This window comes from Brevibacterium sp. LS14 (genome assembly GCF_012027885.1).
GTDB lineage: Bacteria > Actinomycetota > Actinomycetes > Actinomycetales > Brevibacteriaceae > Brevibacterium > Brevibacterium casei.
The window spans coordinates 37771-52274 of sequence record NZ_SJXG01000044.1; the positions used below are offsets into that span (position 1 = coordinate 37771).

Here is a 14504-nt window from a genome sequence, read left to right on the forward strand (position 1 = left end):
TCCACGATGACCGACACGATCACCACCCCCACGCCCACGACTGGCCCCCGGCTCGGGTTCTTCACCCGCCTCCTCGAGGACGCGCCCGCCGAACAGCGGTACCGGTTCGCGCTCGAGCAGATCGAGACGGCCGAGCGTTTCGGCTTCGCCACGGCTTGGGTCGCCCAGCATCACTTCTCCGCGGCCGAAGGCGGACTGCCCTCGCCGCTCGTCTTCCTCTCCCACGCGGCGGCACGGACCTCGCGGATCCGGCTCGGCACCGCGATCATCACCCTGCCGATGGAGAACGGGGTGCGGGTGGCCGAGGACGCCGCCGTCGTCGACGCACTCTCCGGCGGTCGCCTCGAGATCGGGCTCGGCTCGGGCGGGAACCCGAAGTCGTTCCCCGCCTTCGGGACGACCTTCGACGATCGGCGCACCGTCTTCGCCGACAATCTTGCGGCGCTGAGGACCCTGTTCGCAGGCGAAGCGCTCGCCGCGGGGGACGTCCAACCGGACGGCTACCGCCTCTACCCGCAGGCGCCGGGGCTGGCCGATCGCCTGTGGCAGGCGACGTTCTCCGCGGTCGGGGCCGGTGCCGCGGGAACCGCTGGGGACGGGCTCATGCTCTCGCGCACCCAGCCGCGCCCGGCGGAGAACATCTCCGCGACCCTCGACGAGGTGCAGCTGCCCGTCATCGACACCTACCTGTCCGCGCTGCCCGACGGTGTCGAGCCGCGCATCCTCGCCTCGCGCACCGCGGTCGTCGCCGACGCCGAGGATCTCCCCCGGCTGCGCGAACTTACCGAACCCGCCCTGCGCGCCGAGGCGAACCGCCTTGTCGGCTACGACACCTCCGGTCTCAGCCTCGACGAGCTGCTCATCGCGACCGACACCCACCTCGGCACGCCCGAGCAGGTCATCGAGAGCCTCGCCGCCGACCGGGTGCTGCCGCGGGTGAGCGACGTGAGCTTCCAGGTCCACTCGGTGCCGGCGACGAACGAGCACACGCTGCGCTCGATCGAACTGCTCGCCACCGAGGTCGCTCCGGCGCTCGGGCTGAAGGTCGAGGGTGGCTCGGGTGCGCGAGCTGGTGCTGCCGGCGCCGGCGGCGGCTCTGTCGGTCTCGGGGCTGCGGCGGCCGGATCGGCGCGCTGAGATGCCCGACATCATCAACCTCCTCGCCGGCCTCACCGAGGGCGACCCCCTCGACCGCCTCCGCGACCACCGCCCTCAGGCGAAGGAGAACGCGCAGCTGAGCTTCGAGGCACTCCTCGAACCCGAGGAGCCGGGCGACTTCTCCTACCGCGACCGCTACGTCATCGCCGCGTTCACCGCCGGGCTGCTCGGCTCGACCGCCGGCGAGGAGTTCTACCGGGACCTGCTGCGCGACGAGGACGAAGCTGCGGCGTGGGCGATCGCCGAACTCCTCGACGACACTGTCGTCGACCTCGACGCGACGAACCCCGTCCGCGGCCCGTACGGGAACTACGGATCCGCGAGGTTGGTCGCAGAGAACGTCAACGGTCCCTGGCTGAGCGTCGGTGCGAAGGCACGGGACACGCTCGGGCCGGTCACCTCGGCGGGGATCGAATTCGCCCACCTCCTCGTCCTCCATCCCCGCGATGCCGGGCCCGAGGACCTCGCCAGGCTGCTCGCCGCCGGCTGGGACGAGGACGGAATCGTCACTCTCGCCCAGCTGATCTCGTTCCTCAACTTCCAGATCCGGTTGAGCGCCGGGCTCGCCGCCCTCCTCCACGCCCCCGCCGCGGCCGAGGAGCAGATCCCCTCCCGCCCGCTCACCTCGGCGGATGGGCGTGCCGGTGGGTCCTCCGGGGCAGGGTCCTCGGGGGCGGGATCCGGGTCGGGTGCCGATGGATCCGGAACCGGAGCGCGGTCGTCAGCCCTCGCCGAGGTGGGGGCCCGGGTGAAGACGTACCCCGACCTCGCGCGGCCGGAGGTCTTCCAGCAGTCCGGGCTCGGCTGGGTGCCGTGGATCGCGCCCGTCGCCGAGGCGGACCTCACCGAGGCGCAGCGCGATGCCCTCATCGAGGCCGGGCGGGCGAAGAACCCGTACTTCCGCCTGCTCGCGCGGGATCCGGCGGCGCTGCGGGCGCGCACCCTGACCGACTTCGACATCTTCTTCAACGTCAGCGACGGCCTCGGCCGGGCGGAGCGCGAGCTCGCGGCAACGGCGGCCTCCCGACTCAACGGGTGCCTGTTCTGCGCGTCGATCCACTCGGACCGGGCGAGCGAGGAGTCCGGCCGACGGGACCTCGTCCAGCAGATGTTGGATACGGGGACGGATGAGCCGTCCCACCTCGGCGATCCGGTGTGGGATGCCGTCGTCGACGCCTCGGTCGCTCTCAGCCTCACCCCGCCGGCCTTCGGACCGGACCGGGTGGCGGCGCTGCGGGATGCGGGACTGACCGATGCGGACATCATCGATGTCCTCGGTGGGGCGGCGTTCTTCAACTGGGCGAACCGGCTCATGCTCTCCCTGGGAGAGCCCGAGCTCATCGCATCGGGGAAGACGAGGTAGGCGCGGCGGGACTGCCGGATGCGGCGGTCCGGCACACTGTCCGACGCCTTCCCGTCCGACGCTTGCCTACCCGATATCGCCCGTTATCCGACGTCCATGAGCGTCGAGCGGATGATGAAGCGGTTTCCCGTCGGGGATTCGACGCTGAAGCCCGCGCCGCGGCCGGGGACGACGTCGACGGTGAGGTGGGTGTGCTTCCAGTACGCGAACTGCTCGGCCGACATCCAGAAGTCGATCCCCGAGGTGGTGGCGCCGTCAGCGTCGGCCTCGGGCAGGGGCAGGTCGAAGTGGCCGAGGAGGACGTCGGCATCGGAGGTGAGGAAGTCGCCTTCGGGGAAGCACATCGGCGAGGAGCCGTCGCAGCAGCCGCCCGACTGATGGAACATCAGCTGACCGTGCTTGGCGACGAGGTCGCCGAGGAGGTCGACCGTGGCCTGCGTCATCGCCACCCGGGACTTCGTCTCCCCCTCGATCGTCGGTGACGATTCGAGTGCGGTCGGAGCGGTCTGGTCGGCTGGCTCGGCGTGCTCATCGGGTGCGCTGCGGCCAGCGGGCGTCGACTCTGCTGGGCTCCGGTCGGCGGGGATCCGGTCGTCACCGACCTTCGCGGTGTCGATCTGTTCGCTCATGACATGACCTCCATCGGTTGTCGCAGGAGCCGGTCAGGCTGGTTCGGCACCAGCAGGGTGACGACAATGCGTCTGACTGCGAACCCTGTCGTTCAAGCCTAGGCTCCGCGCGGTTCCGGGACAAGAGCAGCGGGAAGGCGTCGAGCGAACCGTGTGGGGTCAGTGCAGAAGTGCTTCGAACTCGGCGAGTGATCCCACGGTGATATCGGCGAGCCGCGCCTCAGGGCGGCGCTTGTGGATCGTTCCCCAGGGACCTCGAGCGAGGAATGCAGTCCGCATCCCCGCTTCGCGGGCAGGAATGATGTAATTGTCCACGCGGTCTCCGACGTAGAGGACGGCGTGCGCCTCAACGCTCATGGCATCGACGATCCGCGCAAAGAAGTCTGCTGAGGGCTTCTCGATACCCCATCGCTCGGACGAGGCGATGAGATCCGCATCGAAACCGATCTCCTTCAGATGCGCTTCGGCGGCCGCGGGCTGGTTGCCGGCGATTCCCACCGTGAAACCGGCCCTGCGCACGGCAGTCAGACAGAGAAGCGCATCCGGATACAGATCGTCGGGTCGAACAGTTAGCTCTGACTGCGGCTTCTCCACCCCCAACTCGGACCAGATCCGACGATGGTCTTCGCCGCGCTCGATCAGCGAGCCGAACACCGCGAAGAAGGTCAGCGGAGGGACTCCTGCTGCTTCAGCCAGCACCGTCCAATGGCGAGTCTCATCAACGAGCGTCTCTCCGACGTCGAAGACCACCGTTCGAATCTCTCCCAGGTCCACTTCAGCTCACCTGCCCTCTACCCTTCATCTGTGGAACGACGTTCACCGTGCGGCCGAATCGCGGCATAGACAAGCATGTCCCTCCGGCGACCGCCGATCGTCTGGTAACTCGAAAGCACACCCTCTCGTCCGTATCCGGCGCGTTCAGCGGTCCTCACCGATCCGAGGTTCGATGGTTCGATGAAGAGTGCGATGCGAAAAAGGCCGGGTATCGTCCATCCGAAATCCGTCAGTGCCCGCAGTGCGTCAGCTGCGTAGCCGTGTCCCCTGCACGATGGCGCAATCGCGTATCCCGCTGTGGCGCGCCCTTCGTCGAGTTCGCGAAGCCACAGACCGCAATGACCCACGGGCTCCGCGGTCTCGGAAGTGGCGATCGTGAACGAAAAGCCTGAGCCTTCGGCATGCCGATTCTGCTGCCTGCGGACCCAGTCACGAGCCTGCGACACTGTCGCGTTGAGTGGCAGGGATCCGGTCTGCGGAACATAGGGGTCCATCGACAGCTCCTGCGCCATGACGATGTCGCGTTCGCTCACCGCTCGGAGCGCGACATGACCATAGGAAGGCTGCGGATCCGGCCACCGCGGCAGCCCGGTCGGGGTCACTTGGGGTGTCCGGACGTCTGTGACTGAGCGGGCAGAGCCCGCCTGCGCGATGAGGCGACGGCCTCGGCGCACCGGCACTCTGCACGGGCGCGCCCGACTGATGAAGAGTGCATGTCACCTCTCTGTCGCCAAGAGCGATTCTGCCGGTGTCCGATCTGATGATCAGCTTCGAGGCTACACGCGATCGGTGCCGACCACCTTGACGACAGTTGCTTATAAAGTTCGATGCTCTCTGCGCTCTCCCTCTGCTCGCATGACCGATCCACTTCGCTCGCGGGACAAACCACTCCCAAACTCGCTCACCTGCGTGAATTCAGATGAATCTTAGTTCGAACGAGTTTCGAACTTTCTATTGACAGGATTCCCTCTGAGGTCTAGACTGAGAGCAACGGTCCACACCGTTGTGGAGAAGGCAGGTGACCGGCAGTGACAGACCTCGCGAACCCCGCAGGACCCGGCTCGAGTGCTGCCGGCGAGGAGCCTCCCGATCAGCCGAGCACGCCTCCTCGCCTCGAGGTCGACCCCGATTCCCCTTTCGCCGACGTCCTCGACGTCTACACGAGCAGCGATCGCGCTCAGCTCGTCGCCCTCGAGACCACGGCCTCGCTCTTCCTCGCCGAAGTCATCGACCACCTGGGCCTCCTCAACCCCAATCCGGAATTCCCCTACCGGCACGCAACCCTCACCGAGACCGCGTCCCGATTCGCAGATGCCGCCAATAGGGAGGGTGAGACCAGCACCGCTGACGGAGTTGCCACGCCTTCCGCCGAGGCGGATGCGGAATGCACGTCGGATCCATCCGCTGAGTCGACCGCGGACGGCGATGCCGCGCTCGTGGAAGCCCCCTCAGTCACCCCTGACGCGACGTCCGTACCCGGCTTCCCGAGGTTCCGGGAGACCCAGACCATCGACGGATGGGTCCACATGCACTCCCACACCGAGGAGATCGGCGAGTTCACCGCTATTCTCGGCACCACCACCGCAGGCACCTACGCACACATCAACGACGCGATGACTCTGGTCCACGGCCTGCCGAAGTTCCATGCTCGATGCCTGGCAGGAGAGTTCACCATCGCCCACGTCCACGCCGCGACTCGGTTGTGCAAGAGCGTCCGGTTCTCCGACCTCCGCCACATCGACGATTACCTCGAGACCCGGCGCGCCGACATCACCATCGAGACGTTCAAGAAGTCGCTCGCGATGAGGGTCAGCGTCCTCGAACCCGCCGACGAGCGCACCCAACAGGCATTCGAGCGTCGCCGGGTCGACATCACCACCTACCCCGACGGCTCATCGTGTCTCACCCTCACCGGGCCATCGGCAGAGCTACAGGCGTGCTTCCTCCGCATCGAAGCGTTCGCGAAGGCGATCCGCAACGGCAACACGGCTGCGTTCGGCGACCAGATCCCCGACGGTGCCGTCATCGAGGACGACCGCGCGATCGCGGCACTGATGTTCGACATCTTCACCCGCACCTGCCCACAGGTCCGCATCCAGGTTCGCACCGAGGAGACCGACACCGGGGTGATCGGCACCAGCGAACTACCGCTCGACCTCGAAGGCGTCCGCAACGTCGCCGATGTCGCCGAGCGGATCACCGCAGCCGCCGAGGCGGTCGGCATCTCTGCGGACCCCTCGGTGAGCGGCAACCGCAGGTCGCTTGCCGGAACCGGGGCATGCATCGCCGGAGACAGCGCCGACATCACTACCGGAGCCAGCACTGACGCTCTTGCCGGCCGTGGGGCTGACGCGGAGAACGCTTCGGGCTCCGAGGTCACCGATTCGGCCTTCGGTCCCATTGCCCGCACCGATCACGGCATCGGCGGTGACAGCACAGACGACCACCTCATCGGCAACGTCCGCAGGAAGGGCCGGCTGATCGACATCCTCCTGACCATGCCCACTGACGCCTACTGGCTGGCCGCGCAGGGCAAGATGATCACCACGGTGCCGTTCCTCACTCTCCTCGGCTACTCCGACCTGCCCGGCACCTTTCCCGACGGTTCGCCGATCCCTGCCGACACGGCACGCCGGATCGCCAGGGAATGCTCCACGTGGACGCGGATCCTCACCGATCCCGCAACAGGAACCCCTGTCGACGCCAACGCCATGAGCTACTACATTCCAGCGAGGATCCGGCAGACCCTGACCGCCAAATGGCAGGCATGCACGATGCCCGGCTGTCGAAGACGCGCCGAAGCATCCGAAGTCGACCACATCATCCCCTTCGACCACGACAATCCCGCTCTGGGAGGACTGACCGTGTTCGGCAACCTCCATCCGCTGTGCAAGAAGGACCATCAGAGCAAGACCGACGGCAACTACTCCGTGGCCATGAACGACAAAGGGATCATCGAGTACCGATTCCCCCACGGAATCCGGGCCTCGGTAGCGGCAGGGGACAACCCTGTCAACGTCGAGCACGCCAGACTCATGGAGAGCGGCGAGCTCACAGAGCGCGGCGAGCTCACGGAGAGCGGCTCATCGGACGAATACTTCGATCCGCGCTTCCCACCACCGCCACCGGAACCCGACCCCCAGCCCGGCGACGTCCGCACCGGTGAGGAGTGCCCAGGACCCGAAGGCAGCATCGGGACACCGGGGTGGGTGAAACGGACCGACTTCTTTCGCAGCTACAACGGAAAGAAGCGGACCGAAACCGAATGGGTCTGGGACAACGGCGATCCTCCGCCCTTCTGAGCCACAGCTCTGATCAGCCCCTTCTGATCTGCCCTACTGCCGGAACACCGCGCCAATTCACTGACGCTGTCAGTTTCGGCGTCCCCTGACCAACGACTTCGCGCCGAACTTCTGCCGGTACCCGGTCGGGGTGAGCCCGGTTTCGCGGAGGATGAGCCTGCGCAGCGTCGTGGGATCGTCGTACCCCACCGAGCGCGCGATCGACTCGAAGGTGTCGTCCGTCGTCGCCAGCGCATGATTCGCTCGCTCGACCCGCAGCTGCTGGACGTACTGCGTCACCGTCTTCCCCGTTGCGGCTTTGAACCGGCGCTGCAGAGTCCTCGGGTGCGTGGCCGTCACGGCGGCCAACCGACCGAGCGTCATCGCCGACCCCAGCTCCCGATCGATCGTCTCCTCGGCGAGCAGGACGATCTCGTCCTGATGAGTCGTCGACGGAAGCGTCCCCATGTACGGCAGCTGATCCGTCCTCGGCGCATCGGCGAGCATGAACCGCGACGTCCGGATCATCATGCTCGGACCGAACATCGACTCGACGAGCGACAGCCCGAAGTCGAGCCACGCCATGATGCCGGCGGCCGTGATGACTTCTCCCTCGTCGACGACCATCCTCCGAGCATCGAGGCGCACCGCAGGAAACCTCTCGGCGAACTCCTCCGCGAACGCCCAGTGCGTCGTCGCCCGACGATGGTCGAGCAACCCGGTTTGGGCCAGCACGAACACCCCCGCGCACAGTCCGCAGAGCACCGCCCCATCACCTCGGCGCTCGAGCGCCCAGTCACGGAGGGCATGCGCCGAATCCATTCCCTGCGGCGGCACCAGGCTCGGCGGGAAGACGACGTGTGTCGGCGCATTCGGCCTCCCCGGGTGCGAGTCGAACACGCACTGCACCCCGTCCTCCGACCACTCCCAGTGGCTCACTCGCACAGTCTCGTCTCGGCCGAGCAGCGCCAACTGTTCGTTCGCGACGCGGAAGACATCGGTGAGTCCGTAGACCGCGGCGAGCTGGCACTCGCGGTACCGCACGATGGCGATCTCCGAACGAGGCTCCTCGGTGTTCCCCGTACCGTCCTCCGCACCGTCCCCCGGACCGTCTCTCGGACCGTCCCCGAGGTCGCTCGCCTGCCGCCGATTGTCATCATCGCCCGGGTGCATGTCGTTTGTGACCATGGCGTCAGCTTAGGCGCACTCATAGCCTGGGGGAACAGGTCGGTTGTCAGAATCCTCCGACCTCGGCCCAGCCGCACTCGTTGAGGCGAGACCTCATCCGATGAAAAGGAGCACGTTCCCATGTCCGAGATCCCAGCCCCCATCACCCCGTTCCTCGAGCCCGAAGCCAAAGAGCTCGCCGAGGCGACCGCCCCGCATCCGCGCATCTACGAAGTCCCGCCGGAGGAAGGTCGCAAGATCCTCCTCGACCTCCAGAGCGGCGAGGGCGTCGAGCGTCCTGACGTCGACGAGGAATGGGTCGAGGTCGACGCCGGCGAATGGGGAACCGTGCGCACGCGCATCATCCGACCCAAGGGTGCCACCGGCGACCTGCCCGTCCTCTTCTACATCCACGGTGCCGGCTGGGTCTTCGGCGACGACAAGACCCATGACCGGCTCTTCCGCGAGCTCACGGTCGGGGCGAACGCCGTCGGCGTCTTCCCCGTCTACGACCGTGCTCCTGAGAAGAAGTACCCGACCCAGGTCGAGCAGAACTACGCCGTCGGCCAATGGGTGGCAGCGAACGGCGCCGATCACGGCATGGATACCTCACGCATCGCCGTCACCGGCGAATCCGTCGGCGGGGACATGTCGGCAGTGTTCGCGCTGATGAACAAGGACCGCGGCGGGCTCGACCTCAAGGCGCAGGCCCTGCTCTACCCGGTGACCAACGCCGACTTCGACACCCCCTCGTACATCCAGTTCGAGGACGGCTACTACCTCACCCGCGACGGCATGAAGTGGTTCTGGGACGCCTACACCACCGACGAGGCACAGCGGAAGGAGAAGTACGCCTCACCGCTGCAGGCCAGCCTCGAGGATCTCAAGGGACTGCCCGAAGCCCTCGTCATTACGGACGAGGCCGACGTCCTCCGCGACGAGGGCGAGCAGTACGCCAACAGGCTCCGCGAAGCCGGTGTCCCTGTGACGTCGCTGCGCGTGGCGGGCATGGTCCACGACTTCCTCCTCCTCGACAGTCTCCGCGACACGAAGGCGGCGAACCTCGCCCGCACAGTGGCCATCGACTTCCTCCACAACGCCCTCCACGAGGACAGCGCACCGTTCACGGAGTGAGGCGCGCCGTTCGCTGATTGAAGCGCACCCTTCGCAGAGGGAAGCGCACCGCTGGCTGAGCGGGAAGTCCCCTCGTCGGCCGACCCGCGCGGATCGTGACCAACTCACGGTCCGCGCGGGTCTCCGTGCATCACCTGCCGCGAACTGCCGCTCGACTGTCCTGTATGGGACCGTGTTCATCCCTGTATGGGCCCCGTGTTCATCCGACTCGGATGCTCAAGCACGCGCGCTAGGCTTGAGCGCATGAGCAGCGAGCTGAGCCCGACCCTCCGTGCCCTCCCCTATCTGCTGGGGATCACGGCCATGGTCTTCGTCGGGTTCCCCCTCGGTCGCGATGTCGACGTCATGATGAGAATCGTCATCGGCGCCCTCACCTACGCTGCGACGTTCTTCCTCAGCCGCTTCGTCATCGGACGCCTCGCCGACCGCAGCTCCGCGCGCGACAGCAACTCCGCGCGCAGACACGGCACGGACCACGGCGGTTCCGCCCGCGACAGCGGCACCGACGGCGACGACGAGGCCTGAGCACCACCTCGACGAGGCCTGAGACCCACCTCGGCGCAGCTGATTCCACAGGAGTCCGGCCGCTACTTCTTGTCCTGCGCGGGGATGATGACCTTGCGGATGATGATGAGGAACGAGGCGGCGACCGGCACGGCGACGACGGCGCCGAGGACCCCACCGAGCGTGCCGCCGGCGATCGCAGCGATGATGACGAGCGCACCGGGCACGGCGACGGCCGCGTTCATGATCCGCGGGCTGAGCAGGTACGCCTCGATCTGCATGTAGACGAGGTAGTAGATGCCCGCCGCGATGCCGAGGCCCGGGGAGACCATGAGGCACGATGCGGTGATGACGATCGCGCCGGAGATCGGACCGATGAGCGGGATGAGCGAGGCGAGGAAGGCGACGAACGCGAGCAGTGCCGGCAGCGGCGCCCCGATGATCGTGAGGAAGATCGCCGAGCACACGCCGTTGATGATGCCGAGCGACACCTGCCCGAGCACATAGCGCCCCACCGACCGCGTGATCTCCTCGGACACCGAGTCGACGGTGTCCCGTGAGCTCGCGGCGACGAGCGAGAGCATCGCCGACTTGATCGTCGGCAGCGTGACGGCGAAATAGATCGTGAGGATGACGACGATGATCACCCCGGTGATGAAGCTGAGGATCCCCGCCCCGATCGACACGACGCCGCCGCCGAGGGAGAGCACGTTCTTCGAATCGGAGACCCACGAGCTCACGCTCGCGAAGATCGAATCGAGGTCGACTGCTCCGGTGAAGCGCCGCTCGAGATCGGCGACCCACTCGGTCGTCTGCAGACGGGAGACGATCTGCGGCAGATCGGCGATGAACTGCTGGATCTGCGAGATGACGGCCGGCGCGATGAGCAGCACCACGCCGACGACGACGCCGATGAACGCGACGACGACGAGGATGACCGCCAGAGTCCGCGAGACCTTGCGCGCGACGAGCCACTGAATGATGGGATCGAGGCCGAGCGCGAGGAACAGCGCCAGGCCGATGTAGATGAGCACCGTCCCCACCGACTGCAGCGCCGTGATGAGCGCGATCGCGAGCCCGACCCCGAGGGTTCCGACGAACCCGACGCGGAAGGCATTGGTGACAGGGAAGGATGCGCTGCTCATGCGCCCCAGTCTAGCCAGCAACCATGCACCGGGCGGCCGCCACACGTTAGGATCGGAGGCGTCATGAGAGAAGATCGTGAGGAAAGTGGTACGTCGACGATGAGTTCCGAACCAACAGCCATCGATGTCTGGGAGGCACTCCTCGACCCACAAGGCGACTTCTCCCTCCCGGACTTCTCCGCGGTCACCCCTGACACCCTCAGCACCGCGGCCCGGGCCGCCACCGACTTCGCCCTCGCCGAGGTCGAGCACATCGTCACCGACGACGCCGACCCGACCTTCGTCACCACGACCGTCCGCTTCGAGTCCGCGACCGTGCCGATGGCCCGGCTCGCCGCCCTCGTCCGCACCATCGAATCGAACCACCTCACCCCTGAGCTCACCGATGCCGTCGCCGAGGTGTGGGTCCGGCTGTCCGCGACCCGCACCGAGATGCTGCTGGGCGTCGATCTCTTCCACCGCATCGAACAGGTCCCGGTCACCGACCTCAACCCCGAGGACAAGCGCCACCAGGAGCTCACGGTCGAGAACTTCGTCCGGGCCGGCGCCCGCCTCGGCGAAGAGGACCGTGCGCACATGGCGACGATCGAAGCCGAACTCACCGCGCTCTCGACCTCCTTCTCCCGGGCACTGGGAACGGACACCCGGGAGCTCGCGGTCCACCTCGGCGAGGCGGACGAGCTCAAGGGGCTGAGCGAGGACCAGATCGCGGCCGCAGCCTCCCGCGCGGGCGAACGCGACGAATCCGGCTACCTGCTGGGACTGAACAACTTCACTCAGCAGCTCGTCCTCGGACCGCTCGAGAGCGCCGCGACGAGGGAGCACGTGCTGCGGAACTCGATGGCGCGCGGTGCACGCGGCGGGGACGGCGACACCCGGGCGCAGGTCTCGGACATCACTGCCCTGCGGGCCCTGCAGGCGAAGCTGCTCGGCTACCCGTCGTACTCCTCCTACGCGATCGACAACCAGACGGCGGGCGGCCCCGACGCGGCAGCCGACATCGTCTCCTCCCTCATCGCGCCCGCCAATGCGCAGCTGGCGGCCGAGCTCGACACCGTCCGCGACCGCTACGGCCTCGACGAGATCGCCCCGTCCGACGTCATGCACTACCTCGCGAAGTACCGGCAGGACGAGTTCGGCATCAACCCCGACGAGGTCGCGCAGTACTTCGAGTTCGACACTGTGCTCACGGACGGCGTCTTCTTCGCCGCCACGGGGCTCTATGGGATCACCTTCGCTCCCGCGGAGGGCGTCGTCGGCTGGCACGACGACGTCAGAGCCTACGAGGTCACCGACGTCGACGGTCGCACCCTCGGCCTCATCCTCATCGACCCCTATGCGCGGGACACGAAGCGGGGAGGCGCCTGGATGGACCAGCTCGTGCCCGCCTCCCGGCTGACCGGCGACCTCCCGGTCGTCACCCTCTCCCTCAACCTTGCCAAGCCCGGTCCCGGCCGGCCCACCCTGCTCTCCCCGACCGAGCTGACGACGCTCTTCCACGAGTTCGGCCACGTCCTCCACGGCCTCTTCGCGAACTCGACCTACCCCTCGACGGCGGGCACCTCGGTGCCCCGCGACTACGTCGAGTTCCCCTCCCAGTTCAACGAGATGTGGCGCTTCCACCCGCAGGTCCTCCCCCACTATGCGAAGCACGTCGAGACCGGCGAGCCGATGCCCGAGTCCATGGTCTCCTCCCTCATCGCCGGGGAGGACTTCGGGCAGGGCTTCTCGACGATCGAGTACCTCGCAGCCGCCATGCTCGACCTCTCGTGGCACTCGCTCGAGGCCGGAGAGCACATCACAGACGTCCTCTCCTTCGAATCCGAGGTGCTCGACGCCTCCGGCTTCTCCCCGCTCGTGCCCCCGCGCTACCGCACGACGTACTTCGGCCACATCTTCGCCTCCGGCTATGCGGCCGGCTACTACTCGTACCTCTACTCCGAGGTCATCGCCGCGTGGGTGAGCGAATGGTTCGAATCCCAGGGCGGGCTCAACCGTGAGGCCGGCGAGGCGTTCCGCGAGGCGATCCTCGCCCCCGGCTACTCCGTCGACCCGATGACGGCGATCGAGAAGTTCTTCGGCGTCCGTCCCGACGTCGCACCGCTGCTGCGCCGTCGCGGGCTCGCGGAGCCGGTGGAAGAGACCTCCCCCGAGACCGGTGACCCTACCCCCGCCCCGAAGCACCACGCGAACAACACCCGCATCGCCGAGATTCTCACCGACAACGGGATCGAGCCGCAGATCACGGTCTTCTCCGAGGCCACCCCGACGGCCGCCTCGGCGGCGGAGAAGGTCGGGGTCGACGTCGGCGCGATCGCCAACAGTCTCGTCTTCTCCGCCGGCGGGGACCCGGTGCTCATCATGACCTCGGGCGCCCACCGCGTCGACACGGACCACGTGGCCTCCCTCATCGGCGTCGACTCCCTCGACCGCGCGGACAAGGACCTCGTCCGGGCGGCGACCGGCCAGGTCATCGGCGGCGTCGCCCCGATCGGCCACCCCGCGCCGATCCCCACGTTCATCGACACAGCCCTCCGTGACTTCCCCGTCCTCTGGGCCGCAGCGGGCACCCCGCAGTCGATGATGCCGCTCACCTACGACCAGCTCGTCACGCTCACCGGGGGGAAGGAGATCGCCGTTGTCGCCGACGAGTCCTGAGACGCCCGACTCGGCAGACGCTCCCCCCTCTCACCGCTTGGCGGCCTTCGCGTCCTCGCGCGGTCGGTACTACGCGATCTTCCTCGCGGTCTTCTGCGCGGTGCTCATCATCTCGAACATCTCGGCGACGAAGGTCATCGGCTTCGGCCCCATCGTCACCGACGGCGGGGCGTTCCTCTTCCCCATCGCCTACATCCTCGGCGACGTCATCAGCGAGGTCTACGGCTTCAAGGCCGCACGCAAGGCTGTCATCACCGGCTTCGCCCTGCAGGTGCTCGCGACCCTCGTCTTCTGGCTCGTCCTCATCTCACCACCGGGCCCCGGATACGAGAACCAGGAGGCCTTCGCCGCCGTCCTCGGCTTCTACCCGCGCATCGTCCTGGCCTCACTGGCCGGCTACTTCGTCGGCCAGCTCCTCAACTCCTACGTCCTCGTGGCAGTGAAGAAGCGGATGGGCGAGTCGAAGCTGTGGGTGCGCCTGCTCACCTCGACGGGGGTCGGCGAGTTCGTCGACACGCTCCTCTTCTGCACGATCGCCTTCGCCGGCGTCATCCCCGGCTGGGACTTCGTCAACTACGTCGTCGTCGGCTTCGTCTACAAGGTCGGCGTCGAGGTCATCCTCCTGCCCGTCACGTACCGGGTGATCACGCTCGTCAAACGTCACGAACCGAGCTACGCCCAGGACTGAGCC

The 14504-nt window shown here is 67.3% G+C and carries 12 protein-coding genes; 7 read left to right on the plus strand and 5 right to left on the minus strand.

What is annotated here, in order from left to right:
• The first annotated feature begins 6 nt into the window (after window positions 1-6).
• Entirely contained in the window at window positions 7-1137 is a 1131-nt protein-coding gene (locus EZE58_RS06885) for a putative FMN-dependent luciferase-like monooxygenase (protein WP_063249903.1), read from the plus strand.
• A gap of 1 nt (window position 1138) precedes the next feature.
• Window positions 1139-2521 carry an alkylhydroperoxidase domain protein gene (locus tag EZE58_RS06890; RefSeq protein ID WP_063249981.1) on the plus strand — a complete coding sequence of 461 codons (1383 nt, stop codon included), beginning with the start codon at window positions 1139-1141 and terminating at the stop codon, window positions 2519-2521.
• An 83-nt stretch (window positions 2522-2604) separates the two neighbouring features.
• Here the strand turns inward: EZE58_RS06890 and EZE58_RS06895 are convergent, their stop codons facing one another.
• The 3 genes from EZE58_RS06895 to EZE58_RS06905 form a co-directional block, all read right to left on the minus strand.
• Window positions 2605-2964, minus strand: coding sequence for a DUF779 domain-containing protein (locus EZE58_RS06895; protein WP_227007106.1), 360 nt, complete (start codon window positions 2962-2964; stop codon window positions 2605-2607).
• A 345-nt stretch (window positions 2965-3309) separates the two neighbouring features.
• Entirely contained in the window at window positions 3310-3900 is a 591-nt protein-coding gene (locus EZE58_RS06900; protein ID WP_167560146.1) for an HAD family hydrolase, read from the minus strand.
• A gap of 41 nt (window positions 3901-3941) precedes the next feature.
• Window positions 3942-4526: a GNAT family N-acetyltransferase gene (locus EZE58_RS06905; RefSeq protein WP_259787251.1), complete on the minus strand. Its 585-nt coding sequence runs from the start codon at window positions 4524-4526 to the stop codon at window positions 3942-3944.
• A gap of 426 nt (window positions 4527-4952) precedes the next feature.
• Here EZE58_RS06905 and EZE58_RS17685 point away from each other — a divergent pair, with 426 nt between their 5' ends.
• Window positions 4953-7226: an HNH endonuclease signature motif containing protein gene (locus EZE58_RS17685; protein ID WP_009378039.1), complete on the plus strand. Its 2274-nt coding sequence runs from the start codon at window positions 4953-4955 to the stop codon at window positions 7224-7226.
• 69 nt (window positions 7227-7295) lie between these two features.
• On the opposite strand, the gene EZE58_RS06915 is transcribed toward EZE58_RS17685, so the two are convergent.
• Window positions 7296-8393, minus strand: a complete 1098-nt coding sequence (locus EZE58_RS06915) for a helix-turn-helix domain-containing protein (RefSeq protein WP_009378038.1) — start codon at window positions 8391-8393, stop codon at window positions 7296-7298.
• A gap of 120 nt (window positions 8394-8513) precedes the next feature.
• On the opposite strand from EZE58_RS06915, the gene EZE58_RS06920 reads away from it, so the two are divergent.
• Together EZE58_RS06920 and EZE58_RS06925 are read left to right on the plus strand one after the other, a co-directional pair.
• The gene (locus tag EZE58_RS06920) at window positions 8514-9506 is read left to right on the plus strand and encodes an alpha/beta hydrolase (RefSeq protein ID WP_009378037.1); all 993 of its coding nucleotides are present in this window, start codon (window positions 8514-8516) and stop codon (window positions 9504-9506) included.
• A gap of 243 nt (window positions 9507-9749) precedes the next feature.
• Window positions 9750-10031, plus strand: coding sequence for a hypothetical protein (locus EZE58_RS06925; RefSeq protein ID WP_009378036.1), 282 nt, complete (start codon window positions 9750-9752; stop codon window positions 10029-10031).
• Window positions 10032-10093: 62 nt separating this feature from the next.
• Here the strand turns inward: EZE58_RS06925 and EZE58_RS06930 are convergent, their stop codons facing one another.
• A complete protein-coding gene (locus tag EZE58_RS06930) occupies window positions 10094-11155 on the minus strand; it encodes an AI-2E family transporter (protein WP_009378035.1) in 1062 nt (353 codons plus the stop codon).
• A gap of 99 nt (window positions 11156-11254) precedes the next feature.
• Here EZE58_RS06930 and EZE58_RS06935 point away from each other — a divergent pair, with 99 nt between their 5' ends.
• Together EZE58_RS06935 and EZE58_RS06940 are read left to right on the plus strand one after the other, a co-directional pair.
• Window positions 11255-13813 carry a M3 family metallopeptidase gene (locus EZE58_RS06935; protein WP_009378034.1) on the plus strand — a complete coding sequence of 853 codons (2559 nt, stop codon included), beginning with the start codon at window positions 11255-11257 and terminating at the stop codon, window positions 13811-13813.
• 37 nt (window positions 13814-13850) lie between these two features.
• Window positions 13851-14501: a queuosine precursor transporter gene (locus tag EZE58_RS06940; RefSeq protein ID WP_040341707.1), complete on the plus strand. Its 651-nt coding sequence runs from the start codon at window positions 13851-13853 to the stop codon at window positions 14499-14501.
• The last annotated feature ends 3 nt before the right edge of the window (window positions 14502-14504 follow it).